The 23,785-nt window shown below is 70.5% G+C and carries 19 protein-coding genes and 1 pseudogene; 12 read left to right on the top strand and 8 right to left on the bottom strand.

All coding sequences use genetic code 11. The features are described 5' to 3' along the window. Positions 1 to 222 precede the first annotated feature (222 nt). Both AQJ27_RS15115 and AQJ27_RS15110 read left to right on the top strand, forming a co-directional pair. Positions 223 to 1,284, top strand: coding sequence for an NAD-dependent epimerase/dehydratase family protein (locus AQJ27_RS15115; protein WP_067367753.1), 1,062 nt, complete (start codon positions 223 to 225; stop codon positions 1,282 to 1,284). A gap of 14 nt (positions 1,285 to 1,298) precedes the next feature. After that, positions 1,299 to 2,381: a lysophospholipid acyltransferase family protein gene (locus AQJ27_RS15110; RefSeq protein WP_067367751.1), complete on the top strand. Its 1,083-nt coding sequence runs from the start codon at positions 1,299 to 1,301 to the stop codon at positions 2,379 to 2,381. A gap of 90 nt (positions 2,382 to 2,471) precedes the next feature. On the opposite strand, the gene AQJ27_RS15105 is transcribed toward AQJ27_RS15110, so the two are convergent. The 3 genes from AQJ27_RS15105 to AQJ27_RS15095 form a co-directional block, all read right to left on the bottom strand. Beyond that, a complete protein-coding gene (locus AQJ27_RS15105; RefSeq protein ID WP_067367748.1) occupies positions 2,472 to 3,695 on the bottom strand; it encodes a DUF5667 domain-containing protein in 1,224 nt (407 codons plus the stop codon). 272 nt (positions 3,696 to 3,967) lie between these two features. Next, positions 3,968 to 4,747: an ECF subfamily RNA polymerase sigma factor, BldN family gene (locus AQJ27_RS15100; protein WP_054230018.1), complete on the bottom strand. Its 780-nt coding sequence runs from the start codon at positions 4,745 to 4,747 to the stop codon at positions 3,968 to 3,970. 582 nt (positions 4,748 to 5,329) lie between these two features. Continuing rightward, positions 5,330 to 6,280, bottom strand: a complete 951-nt coding sequence (locus AQJ27_RS15095; RefSeq protein WP_067367746.1) for an HAD family hydrolase — start codon at positions 6,278 to 6,280, stop codon at positions 5,330 to 5,332. 128 nt (positions 6,281 to 6,408) lie between these two features. On the opposite strand from AQJ27_RS15095, the gene AQJ27_RS15090 reads away from it, so the two are divergent. The 6 genes from AQJ27_RS15090 to hemB all read left to right on the top strand — a co-directional run bounded on the left by AQJ27_RS15090 (position 6,409) and on the right by hemB (position 13,578). Next, positions 6,409 to 6,708, top strand: coding sequence for a glutaredoxin family protein (locus AQJ27_RS15090; protein WP_075033738.1), 300 nt, complete (start codon positions 6,409 to 6,411; stop codon positions 6,706 to 6,708). A gap of 362 nt (positions 6,709 to 7,070) precedes the next feature. Further along, positions 7,071 to 7,835, top strand: a complete 765-nt coding sequence (locus AQJ27_RS15085) for a redox-sensing transcriptional repressor Rex (protein ID WP_054228018.1) — start codon at positions 7,071 to 7,073, stop codon at positions 7,833 to 7,835. Further along, positions 7,832 to 9,601, top strand: coding sequence for a glutamyl-tRNA reductase (locus AQJ27_RS15080; RefSeq protein WP_067367743.1), 1,770 nt, complete (start codon positions 7,832 to 7,834; stop codon positions 9,599 to 9,601). Before AQJ27_RS15085 ends, AQJ27_RS15080 begins: the two co-directional genes overlap by 4 nt. Next, positions 9,598 to 10,620, top strand: a complete 1,023-nt coding sequence (gene hemC / locus AQJ27_RS15075; protein WP_079064986.1) for a hydroxymethylbilane synthase — start codon at positions 9,598 to 9,600, stop codon at positions 10,618 to 10,620. Before AQJ27_RS15080 ends, hemC begins: the two co-directional genes overlap by 4 nt. Continuing rightward, complete coding sequence (locus AQJ27_RS15070) at positions 10,617 to 12,338, top strand: bifunctional uroporphyrinogen-III C-methyltransferase/uroporphyrinogen-III synthase (protein ID WP_067367737.1); 1,722 nt, start codon at positions 10,617 to 10,619, stop codon at positions 12,336 to 12,338. The genes hemC and AQJ27_RS15070 overlap by 4 nt, the downstream gene beginning before the upstream one ends. A 226-nt stretch (positions 12,339 to 12,564) precedes the next feature. Further along, a complete protein-coding gene (gene hemB, locus AQJ27_RS15065) occupies positions 12,565 to 13,578 on the top strand; it encodes a porphobilinogen synthase (protein ID WP_067367734.1) in 1,014 nt (337 codons plus the stop codon). 4 nt (positions 13,579 to 13,582) lie between these two features. Here hemB and AQJ27_RS15060 read toward each other — a convergent pair whose 3' ends face one another. Next, entirely contained in the window at positions 13,583 to 14,293 is a 711-nt protein-coding gene (locus tag AQJ27_RS15060; RefSeq protein WP_067367730.1) for a DUF4232 domain-containing protein, read from the bottom strand. Between the two features lie 162 nt (positions 14,294 to 14,455). On the opposite strand from AQJ27_RS15060, the gene AQJ27_RS15055 reads away from it, so the two are divergent. The 3 genes from AQJ27_RS15055 (at position 14,456) to AQJ27_RS15045 (ending at position 17,142) form a co-directional block, all read left to right on the top strand. Continuing rightward, positions 14,456 to 14,719: a helix-turn-helix domain-containing protein gene (locus tag AQJ27_RS15055; protein WP_235613597.1), complete on the top strand. Its 264-nt coding sequence runs from the start codon at positions 14,456 to 14,458 to the stop codon at positions 14,717 to 14,719. Between the two features lie 179 nt (positions 14,720 to 14,898). Beyond that, a complete protein-coding gene (locus AQJ27_RS15050; RefSeq protein ID WP_067367723.1) occupies positions 14,899 to 15,801 on the top strand; it encodes an SAM-dependent methyltransferase in 903 nt (300 codons plus the stop codon). Positions 15,802 to 15,945: 144 nt separating this feature from the next. Next, positions 15,946 to 17,142: an aminotransferase-like domain-containing protein gene (locus tag AQJ27_RS15045; protein ID WP_067367720.1), complete on the top strand. Its 1,197-nt coding sequence runs from the start codon at positions 15,946 to 15,948 to the stop codon at positions 17,140 to 17,142. Between the two features lie 13 nt (positions 17,143 to 17,155). Here the strand turns inward: AQJ27_RS15045 and AQJ27_RS15040 are convergent, their stop codons facing one another. From AQJ27_RS15040 to argS, 3 genes are all read right to left on the bottom strand, one after another. Next, a complete protein-coding gene (locus tag AQJ27_RS15040; RefSeq protein WP_067367718.1) occupies positions 17,156 to 18,037 on the bottom strand; it encodes a DUF4253 domain-containing protein in 882 nt (293 codons plus the stop codon). A 178-nt stretch (positions 18,038 to 18,215) separates the two neighbouring features. Continuing rightward, positions 18,216 to 18,779, bottom strand: a complete 564-nt coding sequence (locus tag AQJ27_RS15035) for a lamin tail domain-containing protein (protein ID WP_067367952.1) — start codon at positions 18,777 to 18,779, stop codon at positions 18,216 to 18,218. Positions 18,780 to 19,238: 459 nt separating this feature from the next. Further along, on the bottom strand, positions 19,239 to 21,011 hold the full coding sequence (argS, locus tag AQJ27_RS15030) for an arginine--tRNA ligase (protein ID WP_067367715.1): 1,773 nt from the start codon (positions 21,009 to 21,011) through the stop codon (positions 19,239 to 19,241). A 146-nt stretch (positions 21,012 to 21,157) separates the two neighbouring features. Between argS and lysS the strand changes: the two genes are divergently transcribed. After that, positions 21,158 to 22,900, top strand: a complete 1,743-nt coding sequence (gene lysS / locus AQJ27_RS15025) for a lysine--tRNA ligase (protein ID WP_067367950.1) — start codon at positions 21,158 to 21,160, stop codon at positions 22,898 to 22,900. A gap of 75 nt (positions 22,901 to 22,975) precedes the next feature. Here the strand turns inward: lysS and AQJ27_RS15020 are convergent. Continuing rightward, positions 22,976 to 23,785 (bottom strand): annotated as a pseudogene (locus AQJ27_RS15020) (DUF2637 domain-containing protein); the annotation flags it as partial.

The following is a 23,785-nucleotide window of genomic DNA, read 5'->3' as shown; positions in this document are numbered from 1 at the left end:
GCGCGTCTCCTGCGCGAGGGCCCCGGAGGGCGATGCTGTGCATACGCCCATGTGCCATGTGGCTTGGTCTGATCGTACGTTCGTGGCTGTCGTCACTTCGTGCATCGGGTGGTCATCACAGCGCAACATCAACCCGCTAGGTTGGCGGCACACGGGGAACACGGCAGGGTACGAGCGGAGCTACGTCGGCTCACGTCCAGAACGGGAAGAGAGGCGCTGATCTTGGGGAAGGTCGTGCTCGTCACCGGAGTGGCCCGTCAGCTGGGAGGCCGGTTCGTACGACGGATCCAGCGTGACCCTCAGGTGGACCGGGTGATCGCCGTGGACGCGGTGCTGCCCGAGCACCATCTGGGCGAGGCCGAGTTCGTCCAGGCCGACATCCGCCAGCCCACGATCGCCCGCGTGCTCGCCGAGCACTCCGTCGACACGGTCGTCCACATGGACGTGACGGGCATCGCGCTGGGCGGCGGCAGCCGGACGACGGTCAAGGAGACCAACGTCATCGGCACCATGCAGCTGCTGGGCGCCTGCCAGAAGTCCCCGTCGGTCAAGCGGCTCGTCGTGAAGTCCAGTACGAACGTCTACGGGTCCGCGCCGCGGGATCCGGCCGTGTTCACCGAGACCACCCCGCCCAAGTCGCTGCCCAGCGGCGGCTTCGCGAAGGACACGGTGGAGGTCGAGGGGTATGTGCGTGGCTTCGCGCGGCGGCGGCCCGACGTCGCCGTGTGCGTGCTGCGGTTCGCGAACATCCTCGGGCCGAGCGCCGACTCGCCGCTCGCCTCGTACTTCGCGCTGCCGGTGCTGCCGACCGTCTTCGGCTACGACCCGCGGCTGCAGTTCGTGCACGAGGACGACGTGATCGAGGTACTGCGGATCGCCTCGCACGATCCACAGCGCGGCACGCTCAACAGCGGCACCTTCAACATCGCCGGAGACGGCGTCCTGTTGCTCTCGCAGTGCGCTCGGCGCCTGGGCCGCCCCACGGTGCCTCTGCTGCTGCCGGCGCTCAGCTGGGCGGGCACGGCGGTGCGTACCCTGGGCGTGACGGACTTCTCGCCGGAGCAGTTGCGGCTGCTCACCCACGGCAGGGTCGTGTCGACGAACCAGATGCGCGAGACGCTGGGCTACAAACCGAGATACTCGACCGCGGAGACCTTCGCGGACTTCGCACGCAGCCGGGGGCCCGGACTCCTGCCCCCCGAGGCCCTCGCGGGGGCCGTCGACCGGATCGCCGCGCTGCGTTACGTGGGCGGCGGCCACCCCCCGACACTGAGCGCCAACTGAGGAGCGCATCGACGATGGCGGACGCCAAGGTCATTCCGTTCGACGACGACCGGTCGCGCGGGGGTGCTGTGCAGCGCCCGCCGCGGCGGCGGGCCGCGGGGAGCCGGCGCAAGGGCGATCCCGTGGTGGTACGTGAGGTCCAGCCCCTGCCCGGCCGGACCTTCCCGCAGGATGATGTTCCTGTGACGCGTGAGGAACAGCCGCCTCAGCCGTCGACGCCGAACAACGCGCCGTCGACGTCGCAGGCGCGGGTGAGCGGCGGGCTGGAACGGCGTGTCGCCGGTGGCCTCGCCTTCCTGCGCCGGCGCCTCACCGGTGACTACGAGATCGACGACTTCGGGTACGACCAGGAGCTCACCGAGCAGGTCCTGATGTCCCTGATCCGGCCGCTGTACGAGAAGTACTTCCGGGTCGAGGTGAAGGGCATCGAGAACATCCCGACCGACGGCGGCGCGCTGATCGTCGCCAACCACTCGGGCACCCTCCCGCTGGACGGCCTGATGATGCAGGTCGCCGTCCACGACAACCACCCCGAGAGCCGCCATCTGCGCCTTCTCGCGGCAGACCTGGTCTTCATGCTGCCGGTGGTCAACGAGTTGGCCCGCAAGGCCGGGCACACCCTCGCGTGCGCCGAGGACGCCGAACGGCTCCTGGAGCGCGGCGAGCTGGTCGGTGTGATGCCGGAGGGCTTCAAGGGCATCGGCAAGCCGTTCGGCGAGCGATACAAGCTCCAGCGCTTCGGCCGGGGCGGGTTCGTGTCGACGGCCCTGCGGCAGGGCGTCCCGATCATTCCGTGCTCGATCGTCGGCGCGGAGGAGATCTACCCGATGATCGGCAACGCGAAGACGTTGGCGCGGCTGCTGGGTTTCCCGTACTTCCCCATCACGCCGACCTTCCCGTGGCTGGGTCCGCTGGGCGCTGTCCCGCTCCCCACGAAGTGGACGATCCAGTTCGGCGAGCCGATCCCCACGGACGGCTATCCGCCGGAGGCCGCCGAGGACCCGATGCTGATGTTCAACCTGACGGACCAGGTCAGGGAGCAGATCCAGCACACGCTGTACAAGCTGCTGGTGCAGCGCCGGTCGGTCTTCTTCTGACGGACGTTTCGCCGGATGTTCCGCCGGCGACGGACGTACGTGGCTGGGGGCGCCCTTCCTGAGAAGGGCGCCCCCAGCCACGTAGCGGAGTTACCTGCTGTCCTCGCTGTCGATGCCCAGGCCCGGCAGGAGACCGGGCAGCAGCGGGGGCAGGGTGACGTCCGGCCCGCCGCTCGTCGGGCTGGACTTGCCGGCCGACGGGGACGAGCTGGTGGTGTCCTTGGGCGGGTCCAGAAGACCGCCCGTGGTGCCGCCGAGCAGGCCCTCGCCGGTGCTGCTGGAGCTGGACGGCTTCGGCTTGCCGCTGCTGTGGCTGCCGGTGGTGGAGCCGCTGCTGGCGCTGGGCGCCGGACGGTCCGTACCGGACGAGGAGCCGGGGGCGTCCGAACTGGCACCCCGGTGACGGCCCGTGCCCTCCTTCGCCGGGGCTCCCGGGAGCAGCGGGTCGACCTCCTCGTCTATGGCGGCGAACACCGACGAGACCTGCTGACTGACGTCGCCGAGCTGGACGGGCAGCCGGTCGCGCAGTGCGCCCCAGGCCTCGCGGTGCGACTGGGCGAAGGCGGACAGGGCCTGGATGGGGCCCAGCGAACCGTCCCGCTCGTACGCCTCGTACAGCAGGCGGTGGCCCTCGGAGGCGTCGTGCTGCATGCCCGACAGGGCGCGGCGGATCTCGCCCAGTGACTCGTGGTCGAGGGGGCCCGAGCGGCCACGCTCCATCAGCCGGCGTGCCTCGCTCAGGCGTGTGGACGCCTGGTCGAGGTAGAGCTCGCCGCGGTCGCTGTCGCCGTGGGCCAGGCCGAGTTTGATGTCCTCCATGCCTCGTTTGAGCCCGTAGAGCGAGTCACCGGGCAGGGCGTCGGAGCTGGCGGCTGCCACGCCGCCGAAGGCTCCCGCGGCCACGCCCACGGTGAGCCCGCCCGCGGCCAGGCCCTTGGACAAACGCGAACGCGGTCGCAGCTTCCCCAGTCCGGTCGCCCGATGCGCGCCCCGTGCCCGGTGCGAGCGTTGCTCGGGCACGGAACGGTCCGGGCCTTCGCCCCCCGCGGCGGTGCCTTCCAGCAGCATGGCCTCCATCGCTGCCACGAGCTGTGCTCGCTGCACGATCTTGACCTCGGGATCCAGCTCCGGTTTGGGCAGCTCGCCGAGACCGGTGGCGAGGGCCAACAGCAGGCCCTGCCCGGTCTGTTCCGACGCAGCCTGGGACGGTGCCGATCCATCGGGCTGCTCGGCCGCCGTGCCCTGGTCGGACTGGTCCTCCAGGGCCTGGGCGAAGGCGTTCGCCCGCCGGTGTGCCGATACGTTCGCGATCACTGGCGGCACCTCCTCTCGTCAAGACGGTCGACTCCCCAGGGGGTCCTGAGGGTTGCACGCCCCGAGCACATCCACACGATCGAGTGATCGGCGATGGCCGGGTCGTGACCACAGGGAGCCTGTATCCCGCACAACGAGCGTCGCGGCACTTGGGTTACGGACGACGGATGATCGGACCGTGAAGTCAACGGACTTTCACGGAAGGTGAGTTGAGCGTCGCTGAGTGTGTGGGATCGCGGGGGCGTTCGTACGGGCCGGTGTTCGTACGGGTTTCAGCGGGCGTCGTCCGGGAGGAGCCGTGCCAGGGTGCGGACGGCTCGGTACTGGAGGGTCTTGATCGCGCCCTCGTTCTTGCCCATCACCCGGGCGGTCTCGGCGACCGAGAGCCCCTGCAGGAAGCGCAGGGTGACGCACTCCTGCTGTTGAGGGTTGAGCCGTCGTACGGCGTCGAGCAGGGCCGCGTTCGACAGTGACTCCAGGACGGAGTCCTCGGGGCTTCGCTCGACCTCGTTCGCGTCGAGCATTTCGCCGGTGGTCACTTCGAGTCGGAATCGGCTCGATTTGAAGTGGTCCGCGACCAGGTTGCGGGCGATGGTGACCAGCCAGGCGCCGAAGTCGCGGCCCTGCCAGGTGAACGTTCCGATGCGGCGCAGGGCGCGCAGGAACGTCTCGCTGGTGAGGTCCTCGGCGGTCGCCTTTCCGCCGACGCGGTAGTAGATGTAGCGGTACACGGTGTCGCTGTACTGGTCGTAGAGACGGCCGAAGGCGTCGGCCTCGCCGGCCTGTGCGCGTTCGACGAGATCCATCATCCGGGCGCTGTCGCTGTCTGCGGCCGGGCGGCGTGCGGTGGGCGTGGCGGCCGAGCCCGAGCGGCCTCGTCTGCCGACCGCCGCGCTGCCCTCGGCCAGGGCGTAGCAAGGGCCGAGGGGCGCGGGGACGGCGGCGAGGGCGGGGACGGCGTACGCGGTGGGGACGAAGCCGCGCAAGCGGTCCAGGACCGTTGCGCGCAGCGTAGCCAGGCCCGAGGCGTCAACCCCGACGTGTGAGTACACGGGACTCCCAGAGGCAGAGCTTCCATCACGTGCAGTGCGGGACCGTTCACCCGTCGTAGCGACGGAGGGGTACCGGTTTGCGTCTGAGGAGAATAACGCTTCGTACAGGCAGCGCTACACCGAGTTGCTCAAATCATCGATTACGTCGCTTCTGTAACCGATTGACGCCTGATCAAGTGCCCGACAGTGACCGATTGTTGATCGGATGGGTTCGGGTTCCGTCTGGGTGCGGGGCGTGTTGTGGCCGTGTGGGGGTGGGGTGACTGGGCGGGGGGCCACGGGGGTAGGACAGGGGATTGGCCGACTTCCGGCGGGGTGTCCTGGGGGCTCCGCCCCCAGACCCCCGGGGTGGGTTCTTCGGGTGCGGGTGGGTGGGGGCTGGTCGCGCAGTTCCCCGCGCCCCTGGGGCACGGGGCTGCGCCCCAGTGCCCCGGCGCCCCATCGGCCTGAGTGGCCTTGTCCTCGCACGCCGGACGGGCCGGAGGCTTTTAGGGGCGCGGGGAACTGCGCGCCTAGCCCCCGCCGGCCGGTGGTCGAAGAACTATGGGCGGGCGGGGGATGCGGGGCGCGGCCCCGGGGGTGTCAGCGGCGGCGGCGGTGGAGGGCGATGGCGGCGGCTGTGCCGCCGGCCACGGCGCCGACTCCGGCCGCGGCGGGGATGCCGACCTTCGCGGCCTTGCGGGCCGTGCGGTAGTCGCGCAGACGCCACTCGAACGTACGAGCGTGCTTGCGGAGTTTCGTGTCCGGGTTGATCGCGTAGGGGTGGCCGACCAGGGACAGCATGGGGATGTCGTTGTGGGAGTCGCTGTAGGCGGCGCAGCGGGAGAGGTCCAGGCCCTCGGCGCCGGCCAGTGCGCGGACCGCCTCCGCCTTCGCTGGGCCGTGCAGGGGCTCGCCCACCAGCTTGCCCGTGTAGACGCCGTCCACCGACTCGGCGACCGTGCCCAGCGCCCCGGTCAGGCCCAGCCGACGGGCGATCACCGTGGCGATCTCCACAGGGGCCGCCGTGACCAGCCAGACCTTCTGGCCCGCGTCCAGGTGGGCCTGGGCGAGGGCGCGCGTACCGGGCCAGATGCGTTCGGCCATGTACTCGTCGTAGATCTCCTCGCCGATCGACATCAGCTCCGCGACCCGGTGGCCCTTGACGATCGAGAGTGCCGAGTCACGGGCGTCCTGCATGTGTTCCGGGTCCTCGACGCCGGCCAGCCTGAACCACGCCTGCTGCCAGGCGAATCGGGCGAGGTCGCGGGTCTCGAAGAACTTCCGTTTGTACAGGCCCCGGCCGAAGTGGAAGAGGGCGGCGCCTTGCATCACGGTGTTGTCGAGGTCGAAGAAGGCCGCGGCCTTCTCGTCGCCGAGGACCGGGAACTCCGGTTCCTGGTCGGGCGCGTCGGCGCCGGGCGCGGCGTCGTGGGCTAGTTCCTCCAGTTCCTGGGAGGACTTGCGCGCTGCCTCCGCCGAGGCCTCGCCTGCCAACACGCTCCGCGCGGTGGCGGAGCGCCTACGGGGAGTGAGCCATCCGAGAGCGGCCATGTCGTGAGCATAGCCAGTTTGTTCGGAGCTTCCGGAGTCGAGAGGATGCGAGGCTGTGAACTCTCCGCGACCGAGCCGTTAAAGAAGTCGTCCGACCGGCATCTCCGGGCCGCGCGGGTGGCGGGAGAATGACCCGTATGAGTTCCATGTTCCGGCGCGGTGGGCGCCGTACGACGCAGAAGGCACCCTCGGAGCGGCTGGTCACGCTCATCAGGAAGCCTGGTTGTCATCTGTGTGATGACGCACAAGAAGTAGTGGAGAAGGTGTGTGGGGATCTCGGGGTCCCCTGGGAGCACAAGGACATCACCGAGGATGAAGAGCTGCACCGTGCCTACTGGGAGCAGATCCCGGTGGTGCTGGTGGACGGGGCGCAGCACACCTTCTGGCGTGTGGACGAGGCGCGTCTGCGCAAAGCACTCGCTCCGTAGTGGCGTGGTGTGGCGCGGTGAGGCGTGGCGTTCCGTCCGGATTGCGCCTCGATCGGGTCCGGACCCCGTCCTGACCGGTGAGTCCAACGGGTCCGGAAAGTCGCCTAGGATCGACGGCGATTGGTCTCGGGGGCGGGGTTCGTTGAGGAGTGTGTGCGGTTTTGCCCCCTTCAGGAGCGGAACAAAGCGGTGCGCGCGCCGGTTCCATACAGGCGCGCCGGAAGTGCGTGACGCCCGTCACGTTGCCCGGGCAAATCGGACACCATCTTTGTGCACGCGTTCACAAAGACATAGCCTGCATTCGACGGGGCGGTCTAGGTACGTGTGACCGCCTGCAGCCCCGCGCTACCCGCAGGAGCACCGTGGCAACTGGCCGAACTCACCGACCGGCGACCCGCAGCCGAGGGATTCCCGAGGCCACCGTCGCCCGGCTTCCGCTGTACCTCCGAGCCCTCACCGCACTGTCGGAGCGCTCGGTACCCACGGTCTCCTCCGAGGAGCTCGCGGCCGCGGCGGGGGTCAACTCCGCGAAGCTGCGCAAGGACTTCTCCTACCTCGGCTCCTACGGGACGCGTGGTGTGGGGTACGACGTCGAGTATCTCGTGTACCAGATCTCCCGTGAGCTGGGCCTGACCCAGGACTGGCCGGTAGTGATCGTCGGTATCGGTAACCTCGGCGCCGCGCTGGCCAACTACGGCGGGTTCGCCTCCCGTGGTTTCCGGGTCGCCGCGCTGATCGACGCCGATCCGGAGATGGCCGGAAAGCAGGTCGCCGGGATCGCCGTGCAGCACAGCGACGGCCTCGAGAAGATCATCGACGAGAACGGCGTCTCCATCGGCGTCATCACCACCCCTCCGGGCGTGGCCCAGCAGGTCTGCGACCGCCTGGTCGCGGCCGGAGTCACCTCCATCCTCAACTTCGCGCCGACTGTCCTGTCCGTCCCGGACGGCGTCGACGTGCGCAAGGTCGATCTCTCCATCGAGCTGCAGATCCTCGCCTTCCACGAGCAGCGCAAGGCCGGCGAGGAGGCCGAGGCCCAGGCCGGTGCCGCCGCCGTGGCCCAGGCCGCCCAGGAGGACAACGGCAAAGGTCCTGACGGGGACGTCCCCGCCGTGATGCCGGCATGAGTCTCCTCGTCGTCGGGCTGAGCCACCGCAGCGCCCCGGTCAGCGTCCTGGAGCGGGCCACGCTGAACGCGGACGCCCAGATCAAGCTGCTGCAGGACACGGTCGCCGCCGAACCGGCCGCCGAGGCCACCCTGCTCGCCACCTGCAACCGCATCGAGCTGTACGCCGACGTGGACAAGTTCCACGCGGGCGTCGCCGAGCTGTCCACGCTGCTCGCCCAGCACAGCGGGGTCGGCCTCGACGAGCTCACCCCCCACCTCTACGTGCACTACGAGGACCGGGCCGTCCACCACCTCTTCTCGGTGGCCTGCGGGCTCGACTCGATGGTCGTGGGCGAGGGCCAGATCCTCGGCCAGATCAAGGACGCGCTCGCCACCGCGCAGGAGATGCACACCGCGGGCCGGCTGCTGAACGACCTGCTCCAGCAGTCGCTGCGGGTCGGCAAGCGCGCGCACTCCGAGACCGGCATCGACCGCGCCGGGCAGTCCCTCGTCACCTTCGGCCTCCAGCAGCTGTCGGCCGGCGCCGCCGTCGACGCCTGGGCCAAGGGCAAGAAGGCCCTCGTCATCGGCGCGGGCTCGATGTCCTCGCTGGCCGCAGCGACACTCGCGCGCGCCGGAGTCTCCGAGATCGTCATCGCCAACCGCACCCCGGACCGCGCGGAGCGGCTCGCCCAGATCCTCAACGAGAACGAGGGCGGCGACACGGACGTGCTGGCCCGCGCGGTACCGATGGATTCGGTGCCGGTCGAGCTGACACGTGCCGACATCGCCATCTCGTGCACCGGCGCCACCGGGCTCGTCCTGACGGCCGAGTCGGTCGCGGCGGCCGTGGAGGGACGTACGGGAGAGTCCGTGGCCACGGCCGGGCCGGCGGCGAAGGCCGCCGTGCGCGGTGCCGGCTCCGCTCGTACGGCGTCGTCCGCGGTCGTGGGAGACCAGGCGCAGCTCGCTCCCACCGGTGTCGGTACCGACGACGACTGTCCGCTCGACCTGTCCGCCGTGCAGGGCACGGCAGGCTTCTCCGTGCTCGGCGAGGCCGCCGTTGCCGGAATGGCCGCCGCCGAGCTGGAACAGCACGCGGCCTGGGTGGACAAGGGCGATGTCGCGGCCCGTGCCCCGCGCGGGGCGGCCGTACTCGACCCGGAGGCTGACGCCGACGCCATCGCCGCGCTCGTCCTGGCCGTCGCCACCGTCGGCCGGGTGCCCGAGCGCCGCAGGCCCGAGCCGGTCGCCGAGGCCCCCCGGCCCGCGCCCGTGCTCTCGCTGCTGGACCTCGCCATGCCCCGTGACATCGACGCGGCCGTGCACCGGCTGCTCGGCGTGCGGCTCGTCGACATCGAGTCGCTGGCCGAGGCGTCCGCGGACGCGCCGATGGCGGCGGACGTGGACCAGGTGCGGAGGATCGTTTCCGACGAGGTGGCCGCCTTCAGTGCCGCCCAGCGGGCCGCCCACATCACCCCCACCGTCGTGGCGCTGCGCACCATGGCCGCCGACCTCGTCGCGAGTGAGATCGCGCGGCTCGACGGGCGGCTGCCGGACCTCGACGACAAGGAGCGGGGCGAGATCACGCAGACCGTGCGGCGCGTCGTCGACAAGCTGCTGCACGCGCCGACCGTACGGGTCAAGCAACTCGCCGCCGAACCCGGTGGCGCCGGGTACGCGGACGCGCTGCGGACCCTGTTCGACCTGGACCCCGAGACGGTCGCCTCTGTCTCGCGGGCCGAGAACAACAACGAGAACGCCAAGAACCGAGGGCGAGCATGAGTGAGCCACGTGAGCCACGTGCGCCGCAGGGGCAGGCTGGAGCGCCCCAAGGGCGACCAGATGAGAAGGCGGCACTGAGGCTGGGGACCAGGCGCAGCAAGCTCGCCATGGCCCAGTCCGGGCTGGTGGCGCAGGCCGTGAGCCAGGTGACCGGCAGGCCCGTCGAGCTCGTGGAGATCACGACGTACGGCGACACCTCCCGTGAGCACCTCGCCCAGATCGGCGGCACGGGCGTCTTCGTCACCGCGCTGCGCGAGGCGCTGCTGCTCGGCGAGATCGACTTCGCCGTGCACTCCCTGAAGGACCTGCCGACCGGGCAGCCCGACGAGCTCGCGCTGGCCGCCGTGCCGCTGCGCGAGGACCCGCGCGACGTGCTCGTCGCCCGGGACGGGCTGCGCTTCGAGGAGCTTCCGGACGGCGCGCGCGTCGGTACCGGTTCGCCGCGCCGGATGGCCCAGCTGAACGCGTACGCCCGTAACCACGGGATGACGATCGAGACGGTCCCGATCCGTGGGAACGTCGACACGCGGATCGGATACGTACGCAGCGGGGAGCTCGACGCCGTCGTGCTCGCCGCCGCAGGCCTCGGCCGCCTCGGGCGGATAGAGGACGTGACGGACTTCCTGTCCGTCGACACCGTTTTGCCCGCCCCCGGCCAGGGGGCACTGGCGATCGAGTGTGCCGCGGACAACGCGGATCTCGTCGCCGCGCTCGGAGAACTCGACGACCCGTTCACCCGGGCCGCCGTGACCGCCGAGCGGTCCCTGCTCGCCGCCCTGGAGGCCGGCTGCAGCGCACCCGTGGGTGCTCTCGCCGACCTTTTGGCCGACGGGCAGATTGTCAAGGAGATGCGCCTGCGCGGCGTCGTCGGCACGACCGACGGCACGACGCTGGTGCAGCTGTCCACCACCGGTCCCGTGCCCGAGACACATGACCAAGCAATGGCGCTCGGCCGTGAACTCGCCGCCGAGATGCTTGCCAAGGGCGCGGCCGGTCTGATGGGGGAGCGAGCACATTGAGCCCCACCACCCTTCCCGCCGGTCCCGAACACGGGCACGTCACCTTCCTCGGTGCCGGACCCGGAGATCCGGGACTACTGACACTGCGCGCCGTCGAGGCGCTGGCGAACGCGGATGTTCTCGTCGCCGAGTACGAGGTACTCGACATGGTCCGCGTCCATGCCAGACAAGGCGTCGCCGTACTGAGTACGAATACGGACGGGGGGACGCCTTTGGGCACGTCTTCCAGTACGTATCCGGGCACAGGCACGCCTCAACTAGCGGTTGTTGACGCCGTGTCAACGACCGCTGGTGACCCCGCGTTGAGGGACGCTGCCAATCTTGTCATGGAGGCCGCGCGGGGCGGCAAGCGGGTCGTGCGTGCGGTGTCCGGTGACCCCGGGCTCGACACGTACGCCGCCGAGGAGATGCTGGCCTGCGCCGCCGCGGGCGTGCCGTTCGAGGTCGTGCCGGGTGTCGCCGCGGCCGTGGGCGTGCCCGCGTACGCCGGTGTGCCGCTGCGCGACGCGCAGGGCGCCGACGTGCGGTTCGTCGACGGGCGTACGGCCTCCGACCGGTGCTGGACCGAGGTCGGGGCGTCGGACGGGACGGTCGTCGTCTCGTCGACGCTGGACTCCGTGGCCGCCGCCGCGGGCGAGCTGGTCGCGGCCGGTCGCAAGCCCGACACACCGATGACGGTGACGATCGCCGGTACGACGACGCGTCAGCGGACCTGGTCGGCCACGCTCGGGACGATCGCCCAGACCCTGAAGCAGGCGAAGGTGCTGCCGTCCCCGGACGGGGGGCGCCCGGTGATAGCCGTGGTCGGTGAGCGTTCCGCCGCGGCTCAGCGTGAGCAGCTCTCGTGGTTCGAGTCCAAGCCGCTGTTCGGCTGGAAGGTGCTCGTACCGCGGACGAAGGAGCAGGCGGCCTCGCTCTCCGACCAACTGCGCTCCTACGGAGCCGTGCCGCACGAGGTGCCGACGATCGCCGTCGAGCCGCCGCGGACGCCGCAGCAGATGGAGCGCGCGGTCAAGGGCCTGGTGACGGGCCGCTACGAGTGGATCGCCTTCACCTCCGTGAACGCGGTCAAGGCCGTGCGGGAGAAGTTCGAGGAGTACGGGCTCGACGCGCGGGCCTTCGCCGGGATCAAGGTAGCGGCGGTGGGCGAGCAGACGACGAAGGCACTGGTCGCCTTCGGCGTGAAGCCGGATCTGGTGCCGAGCGGTGAGCAGTCGGCCGCGGGGCTTCTGGAGGACTGGCCGCCGTACGACCCGGTGTTCGACCCGATCGACCGGGTGTTCCTGCCGCGGGCCGACATCGCCACCGAGACGCTGGTCGCGGGGCTCATCGACCTGGGCTGGGAGGTCGACGACGTCACGGCCTACCGGACCGTACGGGCCTCGCCGCCGCCGGCGGAGACGCGGGAGGCGATCAAGGGGGGCGGTTTCGACGCCGTGCTCTTCACATCGTCCTCGACCGTACGCAATCTCGTGGGCATCGCGGGCAAGCCGCACAACGTGACGGTGATCGCCTGTATCGGTCCGGCCACCGCCAAGACGGCGGAGGAGCACGGGCTGCGGGTCGATGTCATGGCTCCCGAGCCGTCCGTGCTCAAGCTGGCCGAGGCGTTGGCGGACTTCGGTCTCCGGCGTCGGGCTGCCGCCGCGGAGGCGGGGGATCCGGTCACTCGGCCGAGTGAGCGTCGGCCGGGGGCGCGCAGGCGTCGTACGACGTAGTCGGCATAGGTGTGCGTAGGGGGTATGAGGGGCTTCGCCCCTCATACCCCCTGTGTGTTTTCGGCTGCGGGCGGGTGGGGGCTGGGCGCGCAGTTCCCCGCGCTCCTGGGGGCGGGGCTGCGCCCCGGCCCCCAGGCCTCATGCCTCATCGTCCGTCAGTCGAACGAATCGGGTACCGGCACGGTGTCGGCAAGGGCAGTGGAGGGGCGGGCGTAGCGTAGAGGGCATGACGAAGTACGGATCCTTCCCCGGTACGCGGCCGCGGCGGCTGCGTACGACGCCGGTCATGCGGCGCATGGTCGCCGAGACCCGGCTGCACCCCGCCGACTTCATCCTCCCCGCGTTCGTGCGGGAGGGTGTGAGCGAGCCGGTTCCCATCGCGACGATGCCCGGCGTCGTGCAGCACACGCGCGACAGCCTGAAGAAGGCCGCGCTGGAGGCCGTGGAGGCCGGGATCTCCGGGATCATGCTCTTCGGTGTGCCGGAGGACGCGAAGAAGGACGCCGTGGGAACCCCCGGGACCGACCCGGACGGGATTTTGCAGGTCGCCCTTCGCGACGTGCGCGCCGAGGTCGGCGACGAACTGCTCGTCATGTCCGATCTGTGTCTCGACGAGACCACCGACCACGGGCACTGCGGAGTGCTCGACGCGGAAGGCCGCGTCGACAACGACGCGACCCTGGAGCGGTACGCCGAGATGGCCCAGGTCCAGGCCGACGCCGGAGCCCATGTGGTGGGGCCCAGCGGGATGATGGACGGGCAGATCGGGGTCATCCGGGACGCCCTGGACCAGATCGGGCGCGAGGACGTCGCCATCCTCGCCTACACCGTGAAGTACTCCTCCGCCTTCTACGGGCCCTTCCGGGAGGCCGTGGCCTCCTCGCTGAAGGGCGACCGCAAGACGTACCAGCAGGACCCCGCCAATGTGCGGGAGTCCCTGCGGGAGTTGGCCCTCGATCTGGAGGAGGGCGCCGACATGGTGATGGTGAAGCCGGCGGGGCCGTATCTGGACGTCCTGGCGCGGGTCGCGGACTCGGTCGACGTGCCCGTGGCCGCCTACCAGATCTCCGGCGAGTACTCCATGATCGAGGCGGCGGCCGAGAAAGGCTGGATCGACCGTGACAAGGCGATCCTGGAGATGCTGACCGGCATCAAGCGGGCCGGCGCCCAGAACATCCTCACCTACTGGGCCACCGAGGTCGCGCAGAAGCTCCGACAGGGCCCGGCAGCCGCTCAGTAGGCGCTCAGTAGGCCAGCGCGTCGTCCAGGCTCTGCTGCCAGTACGTCACCGTGAGCTTGTCGTCCACGTACACGCCCTTCGCCGGGAGCGCCGGGGTCGCGCTGCTGCCCTTGGCGAAGCCGACGACGAGGGTCTTGGCCGTGTAGCCGTTGCCGCCGCTGCCGTCGGCGGCCGAGAGCAGGACGCCCGCGTAGCCGGACTCGCCCGGGGCCAGTGTGACGACCGCCTGGGGGTGGGTCGACTCGGCGACCGGCGGGACCGACTGGGCCTCGCCGAAGCGGGCGATCGGGTAGCCGGTCAGATCGCAGTTCTTCGCACCGGTGTTGGTGACGGTGAGGAGCAGGTGGTTGAGGGGGCGGGAGACCTCGGTCGCGGTGGTCTTGGTGTTGGCGCCGTTGCAGGTGGGGTTCCGGGTGCTCGTGGTGCCTCCGCCGTTCTTGCCCGCGGAGCCGGAGCCGCCGCTGGTTCCCGTCGTGGTGGTGCCCGGCGTGGTGGTGCTCTTGGGGGCGGCCGTCGAGCCTCCCGTCTCACCCGCCGGCTTCCCCTTCGTACCGCCGTCGGCCGTGGACCCGGTCGGCTGCGAGGAGGAGTTGGACGCGGCGGACGGACCCTCGTCACGTACGCCCTTTCCGTTGTCGCACGCCGTCAGGGCGAGCGCGGCGAGCGCGACCGTCGTGGCGGCGAGGAGGCGGGTGCGGGCGGTGCGTGCGGACATGGGTGATCCCCCTGTGGGTGTGGCTGGTCGGTGGCCGCTCGACCGGTCGAGGGGAGCGGCGTGCCTGGATGACCACAGCTTGTCGGCTGATCCGTCCCGGGCGCCACGGTTGCCGGGGGATACGGGACGCCGGAACGTTCGTAGGGGGTCTGACCAGGGGAAATGTCGTCCCCCTGGAACGCGGACCGGGACGCGGGGGTTGTAGGAACGGTGGGCGGGGACGAGTTCGCGGGGCTGCTGCGGGAGCTGAAGGAGCGGTCCGGACTCAGTTACGGGGTGCTCGCGAAGCGGCTGCACGTGAGTACGTCCACGCTGCATCGGTACGTCAACGGGGACGCCGTACCGACGGACTACGCACCCGTGGAACGGCTCGCGCGCGCGTGCGGGGCGACTCCCGAGGAACTGGTGGAGCTGCGTCGGCAGTAGGTGCGGGCGGATGTGCTGCGGGGGCAGAAGGGGGTGCCCGCGGCGCCCGCGACGGATGTGAGGGCGGCAGCGAGTGGGAGACGGCCGCGACAGGTTGGCGAGGAGACGGGCACTATCAAGTCCCCCTAGGAGTTACGTTGTTGCCCGTTGAATGACGCGACTCTCCAGGGAGAGGCTTTATGCCCGGTGATGCTCTCAGCCAGGACCCCGCCGAGCTGAGAAGGAGGATCGACACCACCAAGGCGCACCCGGCGCGCGTCTACGACGTCTTCCTCGGGGGCAAGGACAACTACCCGGTCGACCGGTCCGCGGCCGCCGCGGCGATCGTGGCCAATCCGCGGGGCTACCTCGACGTCCGGCACAACCGGGACTTCCTGCGCAGGGCGGTCACCACGCTGACCCAGGAAGCGGGCATCCGCCAGTTCCTGGACATCGGTACCGGGTTGCCGACGCAGGAGAACGTCCACCAGATCGCGCAGCGGATCACTCCGGAGTCGCGGGTCGTGTACGTCGACAACGACCCCGTTGTGCTCGCTCACGCGCGTGCGTTGCTCACCAGTGGGCCCGAGGGACAGACGGACTACATCGACGCGGACCTCGGGGAGCCCGGGCGGATTCTCGAAGGGGCCGCGAAGACCCTCGACTTCGAGCAGCCGATCGCGCTCGTGCTGGTGGCGATACTGCACTTCATCGAGGACGAGCAGGCCTATCCGATCGTGCGTGAGCTGGTGGAGGCGTTGCCTTCGGGCAGCCGGCTGGTGCTCAGCCACCTCACCGAGGATCTCAACGCGGAGAACATCCGGGCGGTTCAGCGGACGTTCACCGAGCGGGGGTTCACGTTCGTGCTGCGGTCCAGGGCCGAGGTGGAGCGGTTCTTCACGGAGAACGGGCTCGAGGTGGAGGAGCCGGGCGTCGTGCCCGTGCACCGCTGGCGGCCCGACGGTGCGGCTCCGCTGCCCGAGAAGGTGGATCCCGCGTACTTCGCCGGCCTCGACGACATCGAGAAGATCCGCTATCGCGACATCAATGACGTGACGGACGCGGACATCAACGTGTACGGGGTGACGGGCATCAAGCCCTGACTCCGTAAGGCTCCGGCCGGCCTGTGTCCGCAGCAGGCGAAGTCGTTCGTGTCCGCATCGCGGAATTGGTCGGTGTAGGGCGCAGGTGTCTCCTTAGGGTGGCGGACCAGGGGTTGTGGGAGCCGTAGGAGAAGGAGTCGTCCTGTGACCGGTCTCGGGATTGCCCAAGCCGTGCCGCCGCTCGCCGCGCGGGCCACCGCGATCGGTGGGTCGCCGGTACGGGAGATCCTCGCGGTGACCGCGCGGCCGGAGGTGATCAACTTCGCGGGCGGGCTGCCGGCACCGGAGCTGTTCGACACGGAGGGGATCGCCGCCGCGTTCCGTGACGTGTTCGCCCACGAGCCCGAGCGGGCGCTGCAGTACTCGACCACCGAGGGCGAGCCCGTCCTGCGGGCAGCCCTCGGTGAGCGGACCACCGCGCGCGGCCTGCCGACGGACGCCGACGACATACTGGTCACCACCGGGTCGCAGCAGGCGCTCTCGCTGCTCGCGACCGCCCTGGTCGAGCCCGGCGACACCGTACTCGTCGAAAGCCCCTGTTATCTGGCGGCACTCCAGGCGTTCGCGTTCGCCGGGGCGCGGGTGGTCGCGGTGCCGGGAGACGGGGACGGGATCGATCCGGACGCGCTCGAGGAGCTTGTCACTCGCGAGCGGCCCAAGCTGCTCTACACCGTGCCGACCTTCCAGAACCCGACCGGCCGGACCTTGACGGCCGAGCGCCGGGCCGCCGTCGCGTCCGTCGCCGCCCGGTGCGGGGTGTGGATCGTCGAGGACGACCCGTACGGTGAGCTCCGTTTCGAGGGCGAGCGGGTGCCGTGGATCGCCTCGTACGACGGTGCCCAGGACCGGACCGTGCTGCTCGGCTCCTTCTCCAAGGTCATGGCGCCCGGCCTCAGGCTGGGCTGGCTGCGGGCGCCCGCCGCGCTGCTGCGGGCGTGCGCCGTCGCCAAGCAGGCCGCCGATCTGCACACCCCGACCGTCAACCAGCTCGCCGCCGCGCGGTATCTCGCCGACCGGGACCTCGACGCCCATGTGGCACGGGTCGCGGGCGTCTACCGCGAGCGGCGCGACGCCATGCTGGCGGGTATCGCCGACGCCCTTCCGGCCGGGTCCACGTGGACGCGGCCCGAGGGCGGCATGTTCCTCTGGGCGCGGCTGCCGGAGTCGTACGACACCACGGCCCTGCTCCGCGAAGTGGTGGAGCAGGGAGTGGCGTACGTGCCTGGCGCGCCCTTCTACGCCGGGGAGCCCGACCCCGCGACGCTGCGGCTCTGCTTCGTCACCCAGACCCCGGACGAGATCGGCGAGGGGCTGAAGCGGTTGGCGAAGGGACTTCGGTAGACACGGGAGCCGGTCAGTCCCACCAGAAGGACCACACCCGCCTGCCGAGCACCTCGTCCGCCGCGTAGGCGCGCAGCGTCTCGCTCTCGCCCTGCGTGATGTTGTCCGGGCAGAAGGCGAAGTGCTCGGCGGCCACCGCCTCGGCCTCGGCCGCCGTCGTGGGCGGAGCCGCCACCGACAGGACCAGCTGGTCGAAGGTGAGGGCCACGACCCGTATGCCGAAGCGGTCCTCCCAGGAGCGCAGGACCGCGCAGAGGCGGGCCACGTCGCCCTCGTAGTTCACCGGGCCGGACCAGCCGATCGCCGCCGGGATGTCCGCGCTGCGGCGCGCCGGGACCAGGGCGAGGCGCGGCTCCTTCAGCCAGGAGCCGCCGCCCGCGAGGGAGTCGGCGACCTCGGTGGCCCGGTCGTCCGCGTCCGCCCCGGGCGCGGTGGCCGGCGCCAGGCCGGGCCACTGCACGCCGTGCGGCGCGATCGTCTCGGCGAACTCCTTCGCCTCACCGAAGAGTTCGGTGACCGCTTCCTTGCCGGGGTAGTCCGCGTCGGCTTCGAGCTCGTCCTCCGCGTACTCCTCCCAGTACCCCGCCAGTACCTCGTCGGCGTCGTGATCCCCCGGGTACGACGTCTCCTCGGGCATCAACTCCCATTCCTCCGGGCCGCCCTGGCCGCCGCCGACGTCTATGAGGAGGGGGAGCAGGCCGGCCGTGCGCGGGGCGGAACCCAGCGTGGCCCAGTCTCCGGGGGCGGCCGGCGCCTCGGCGTGCCACAGCAACGGCTCGTGCCAGGGGCCCTCGTCTGTCGCGTCGATCAGTTTCCCGGGCGGGAGTTCGAGGCCGAGCGCGCGCCCGCTCGGATCTGCCGCCAGCGAGGGCAGCGGGTTCGGAAGTGTCGCCATGCCGGTGACTTTAGGGCCCGCCACTGACAACGCGCCCCGGGGTCCGCCCACGAGGTCCCGGACGGCCGGGGCACACGTGCGCGGCGTGCCACAGGTGGTTCGTGGCACGCCGCGCGAAGAGGGTCAGGCGCGGGTCGAGGAAGGCGCAGTCCGTGCGCCGGTCCCGACCCGCCAGGGGTCAGCGGTGGCCGTGGCCCGGACCGCCGCCGTGGTTGTCGCCGTGGCCGCGGTCGCTGCCGTGTCCGCGGTTGTCGCCGTGTCCGCGACCGTCGTCGCCGTGGTGCCTGGCGTCCCAGGAGATGGTGTCGACCACGCGACGGTGGTCGTTGCGGAGCGTGGCGGTGTCCTTGCGGTCGTCCCAGACGAAGTTGCGGCGGTCCTGGTAGACGTCGCGGTAGGTGTCACGGCCGACGCCGGTGTGGACGCGGACGGTGGAGTGACCGTTCAGGCGCAGGTGGTGGAACGTGTAGACGCGGCCCTGACGGTTGGACAGCGTCCAGTCGTCCAGGTTCACGCTGTCGCGCCCGCTGTTGGTGATCTGCACCCACTCCTCGTTCAGCGAGCGGTTGGACCTGGAGCCGTGTCCCGGGGCGTCGTACTGGACCTTGCTGATCTCCACCTGCGGACCGCGCGGCCCGGATCCGTCGGCCGCCGCCGGCAGGGCGGCTGCCCCCACCAGTGCGGCGGCGGACAGAGCGGCGGCGGCCAGGCGACGGGCCGTGAAGGTCTGCGAAGCGGTCATGGGTGCCCCCTTGGGGTACTGGCGGGCCATGGCGACAGGATCGTGCCGTCGGCCCGCTGTTCGTGCACCCGGCCTGCTGGCCGGACACCGCATAGCTTGCCGACTGAAGTGCTCCGCTACGTCCCGGAATCGGAGGGCGTTGCCGATCAACGACACTGTTGTGATAGTCGCCTGTACTGTGCACGTTTTGTGAAGGTGTGTCGGGTTGACGCCTCTTCGGGGGGTGTGGCCGCATCAGTACTGGCCTGCGCCACTTCTTCGCCATGCCGCGCCACCCGTCCGCGACCTCCACCGTCACCCGAAAGTGAGTAACAGTCCCGAGCGAGCAGGGGTACCCGCTCGGGTGATCGTGCGTACGCGCGTCCGGGTGCGGAAACGCCTGATCCCGCAGGCGCGTCAGCGGCCTACGGGATCAGGTACTACGGGTCGGGTACGCCGGGCTCGGCGCCCTGCGGGAGATCAGAGACGCTCGGGCGTCCTGATGCCCAGCAGAGCCATGCCCTGGTGGAGCGTGCGGGCGGTGAGGTCGCACAGGAAGAGGCGGTTCTCCGCGACCTCCTGTGCGGGAGCCGGCTTGATGACCGGGCACTGGTCGTAGAACGTCGTGTAGAGCGACGCCAGCTGGTACAGGTACGCCGCCAGCTTGTGCGGCGCGTACTCGACGGCCGCCTCCTCCAGCGTCTCCCCGAACCGGTCCAGGTGCAGACCGAGCGCCCGCTCCGCCGGAGCCAGTTCGAGCTCCGGGTGGGCCAGCGGCGTACGGTCGCCCGCCTTGCCGAAGATCGACCGGATACGGGCGTACGCGTACTGGAGGTACACGGACGTGTCGCCGTTCAGCGAGACCATCTGGTCCAGGTCGAACTTGTAGTCCCGGACGGCTGAGGTCGAGAGGTCCGCGTACTTCACGGCGCCGATGCCGACGTACCGGCCGTTCTCCTCGATCTCCTGCTCGCTCAGGCCCACCTTCTCGGCCTTCTCCCGCACGACGGCGGTGGCCCGCTCGATCGCCTCGTCCAGGAGATCCACCAGCCGGACCGTCTCGCCCTCACGCGTCTTGAACGGCTTGCCGTCCTTGCCCAGCACCGTGCCGAAGGCCAGCTGCTGCGCCTGCACGTCCTCGCCCAGCCAGCCCGCCCTGCGCGCGGTCTCGAAGACCATCTTGAAGTGCAGGGACTGACGGGCGTCGACCACGTAGACGAGGGTGTTCGCCTTGAGGTTGAAGACACGGTCCCTGATCGCCGAGAGGTCGGTCGCCGCGTAGCCGTAGCCGCCGTCCGACTTCTTCACGATCAGCGGGACCGGGTTGCCGTCCGGGCCCTTCACATCGTCGAAGAACACACAGAGCGCGCCGTCGGAGCGGACCGCCACGCCCGACTCCTCCAGGAGGCGGCAGGTCTCGTCCAGCATGTCGTTGTAGCCCGACTCGCCGACCACGTCCGGGTCCCGGATCTCCATGTCCAGCTTGTCGAAGACCGAGTAGAAGTAGATCTTCGACTCGTCCACGAACTTCTGCCACATGGCGAGGGTCTCGGGCTCGCCCGCCTGGAGGTCGACCACCCGGCGCCGCGCCCGCGTCTTGAACTCCTCGTCGGAGTCGAAGAGCGTCCGCGCCGCCTTGTAGAGCCGGTTCAGGTTCGACATGGCCTCCTCGCCGGAGACCTCCGCCTCGCCCTTGTGGTCCAGCTCGTGCGGGTGCTCGATCAGGAACTGGATGAGCATGCCGAACTGGGTGCCCCAGTCGCCGATGTGATGGCGCCGGACCACGCTCTCGCCGGTGAACTCCAGGATCTGGACCACCGCGTCGCCGATGACCGCCGACCGCAGGTGACCGACGTGCATCTCCTTCGCCACGTTCGGCTGCGCGTAGTCGATGACCGTGGTGCCCGGGTTCTCGGCGAGCGGCACGCCGAGGCGCTCGCCGTCCTCGTACCGCGCCGCCAGGTTCTCCGTGATGGCCTTGTCGGTGATCGTGATGTTCAGGAAGCCGGGCCCGGAGACCTCGATGTCCTTGATCACGTCACCCGACTCGACCCGCGCCACGACCTGCGTCGCCAGCTCTCTCGGGTTCGCCTTCGCCTTCTTCGCGAGGGCCAGGATCCCGTTGGCCTGGAAGTCGGCCCGGTCGCTTCGTCGCAGCAGCGGGTCCGCGGAACCGGCCTCCGGCAGGGCTGCCGAGAGGGCGTCCGCGAGGCGCTGGTGGACGGAGGCGGTGAGGGACGTGACCGAGGCCATGGAGTGGCTGCCGTTCTGCTCGGGTTCCGGAAGTTTCTGACTACAGGAAAGCCAGTATCCCACGCGGTGAAAAGCCGTTTTCGCGGTTCACGCCCGAGCTGGGAGAATGGTGGGGTCAGCCGTACTGGCGTATGAGAAAGAAGGACGTGCCGATCGTGGCTCAGAGCACCGAGACCACCGACTGGGTCTCCCGTTTCGCGGATGAGGTCATCGAGGAATCGGAGCGTCGGGCCCCGGGCAAACCGGTCGTTGTCGCGTCCGGGCTCTCCCCCTCCGGCCCGATCCACCTCGGCAACCTCCGCGAGGTCATGACCCCGCACCTGGTCGCCGACGAGATCCGCCGCCGCGGGCACACCGTGCGCCACCTGCTCTCCTGGGACGACTACGACCGCTACCGCAAGGTCCCGGTCGGCATCCCAGGCATCGACGACTCCTGGGCCGAGCACATCGGCAAGCCGCTGACCTCCGTCCCCGCCCCCAAGGGCTCGGAGCACCCGAACTGGGCCGAGCACTTCAAGGCCGCCATGGTCGAGGCGCTGGCCGAGCTCGGCGTCGAGTACGACGGGATCAGCCAGACCGAGCAGTACACCTCCGGTGTCTACCGCGACCAGGTGCTGTTCGCGATGAAGCACCGCGGTGACATCGACGCGATCCTCGACCAGTACCGGACCAAGAAGGGTCCCGCGAAGAAGCAGCAGGGCCAGAAGCCGGTCGACGAGGCCGAGCTCGAAGCCGCCGAGGGCTCCGGCGCCGCCGCCGAGGACGACGGCAGCTCGGCCGCCGGGTACTACCCGTACAAGCCCTACTGCGGCCAGTGCGGGACGGACCTCACCACCGTCACCTCCTACGACGACGAGACCACCGAGCTGGCCTACACCTGCTCCGCCTGCGGCTTCTCCGAGACCGTCCGGCTGAGCGAGTTCAACCGCGGCAAGCTGGTCTGGAAGGTCGACTGGCCCATGCGCTGGGCCTACGAGGGCGTCATCTTCGAGCCGAGCGGGGTCGACCACTCCTCCCCGGGGTCCTCCTTCCAGGTGGGCGGCCAGATCGTGGGCATCTTCGGCGGCAAGCAGCCGATCGGGCCCATGTACGCGTTCGTCGGCATCTCCGGCATGGCCAAGATGTCCAGCAGCAAGGGCGGGGTACCCACCCCGGCCGACGCACTCCAGATCATGGAGCCGCAGCTGCTGCGCTGGCTGTACGCCCGCCGCCGACCCAACCAGTCGTTCAAGATCGCCTTCGACCAGGAGATCCAGCGCCTGTACGACGAGTGGGACAAGCTCGCGGGCAAGGTCGCCGACGGCTCGGTCCTCCCGGCCGACGCCGCCGCGTACGCCCGCGCGGTCGGCACCGCCGCCGGAGAGCTGCCCAGGACCCCCCGCCCGATGCCGTACCGCACCCTCGCCTCCGTCGCCGACATCACCGCCGGCGCCGAGGACCAGACCCTGCGGATCCTGAGCGAGCTCGACCCCGAGAACCCCCTCGCCTCCCTGGACGAGGTCCGGCCCCGGCTCGACAAGGCCGAGACCTGGATCAACACCCAGGTGCCGGCCGAGGAGCGCACCGTCGTGCGCGACGAACCCGACGTCGACCTGCTCAAGTCGCTCGACGACCAGGGCCGCGAGTCGCTGCGACTGCTCCTCGACGGGCTCGAGCAGAACTGGTCCCTGGACGGCCTCACCCACCTCGTCTACGGCGTCCCCAAGGTCCAGGCCGGCTTCCCCGCCGACGCCACCGCCAAGGAGCTCCCGCCGGAGATCAAGGTCGCCCAGCGCACCTTCTTCGCGCTGCTGTACCACCTGCTGGTCGGGCGTGACACCGGTCCGCGCCTGCCCACGCTGCTGCTCGCGGTCGGACAGGACCGGGTGCGCAAGCTGCTCGGCGCGTAGGGCCTACGGCTGCACGAGGAAGGGGGCGCCCGGTGAATACACCGGGCGCCCCCTTCCTCGTACACGCTGACGTGCCTACGCGATGTGGTCTTCCTGGAGTTCCGCCGTGTGGCGGTTGGTGAAGCGGTTGACCATGCGGTCGGCCTCGCGCTGCGGGAGCGTGGTGCCGTACGTCGCCTCCACGTCGCCCCTGAACTGGCCCGAGGTCGGATAGCTGCCGTCTATCGACTTCTTGAAGACCAGGTAGTAGTCCTCCTCGGTCGGCTCCGAGCCGCCGCCCGCACCCAGCGCACGGGTACGGCCCGGGCCGGACGGGATCGGGAAGGTACCGGTGTCCTCCCCAGAGGGCTCCGGGGCGGGGGCAGGCTGCTCCTCGTACCGCTGCTGCGGGAACGTCTGCTGCGGGAACGTCTGCTGCTCGAACCGCTGCTGTTCCTCGAACTGCTGCCGAGCCCGGAACTGCTGCTGCTCCTCGAACTGCTCGGCCTGCTGCTGCTCCTCGTACCACTGCCGGTACGCGACATCCGGGTCGTACGTCGGGTCGTACGTCGGGTCGTAACCGCCCTGATACGCGACGGCCTGGGGGTCCCGCGCCTGAAGCCACTGACTCTGCGGCTCGGCGTAGTCCTCCGGCTGCTCGGGGGGCTCGTTCGCCTCGGCGGCGGGAAGCTGTTCCCGGACAGGCGCCGCGTTGCTCTGTACGACGGGTGCCGTCGGTTCCGGCTCGCGCGCCACCTCCAACTGTGGCGCGGGGGGCAACAGCGCGGGCTCGATGCCCGCCGCCGCCAGGCCGGAGGGGGCGGTCTCGGCGAGCGGTACGCCGTAGCGGGCCAGGCGCAGCGGCATCATGGACTCCACCGGGGCCTTGCGGCGCCAGGCGCGGCC

The organism is Streptomyces olivochromogenes (genome assembly GCF_001514115.1).
Lineage (GTDB): Bacteria > Actinomycetota > Actinomycetes > Streptomycetales > Streptomycetaceae > Streptomyces > Streptomyces olivochromogenes.
This window is presented reverse-complemented; position numbering and strand designations above follow the sequence as displayed.

Coding starts and splice junctions, on each gene's coding strand:
- AQJ27_RS15110 (WP_067367751.1), top strand. CDS start 1,299: ATGGCGGACGCCAAGGTCATTCCGTTCGACGACGACCGGTCGCGCGGG.
- AQJ27_RS15095 (WP_067367746.1), bottom strand. CDS start 6,280: ATGGCCGCTCTCGGATGGCTCACTCCCCGTAGGCGCTCCGCCACCGCG.
- AQJ27_RS15090 (WP_075033738.1), top strand. CDS start 6,409: ATGACCCGTATGAGTTCCATGTTCCGGCGCGGTGGGCGCCGTACGACG.
- AQJ27_RS15080 (WP_067367743.1), top strand. CDS start 7,832: ATGAGTCTCCTCGTCGTCGGGCTGAGCCACCGCAGCGCCCCGGTCAGC.
- hemC (WP_079064986.1), top strand. CDS start 9,598: ATGAGTGAGCCACGTGAGCCACGTGCGCCGCAGGGGCAGGCTGGAGCG.
- hemB (WP_067367734.1), top strand. CDS start 12,565: ATGACGAAGTACGGATCCTTCCCCGGTACGCGGCCGCGGCGGCTGCGT.
- AQJ27_RS15060 (WP_067367730.1), bottom strand. CDS start 14,293: ATGTCCGCACGCACCGCCCGCACCCGCCTCCTCGCCGCCACGACGGTC.
- AQJ27_RS15055 (WP_235613597.1), top strand. CDS start 14,456: ATGTCGTCCCCCTGGAACGCGGACCGGGACGCGGGGGTTGTAGGAACG.
- AQJ27_RS15050 (WP_067367723.1), top strand. CDS start 14,899: ATGCCCGGTGATGCTCTCAGCCAGGACCCCGCCGAGCTGAGAAGGAGG.
- AQJ27_RS15040 (WP_067367718.1), bottom strand. CDS start 18,037: ATGGCGACACTTCCGAACCCGCTGCCCTCGCTGGCGGCAGATCCGAGC.
- AQJ27_RS15035 (WP_067367952.1), bottom strand. CDS start 18,779: ATGACCGCTTCGCAGACCTTCACGGCCCGTCGCCTGGCCGCCGCCGCT.
- argS (WP_067367715.1), bottom strand. CDS start 21,011: ATGGCCTCGGTCACGTCCCTCACCGCCTCCGTCCACCAGCGCCTCGCG.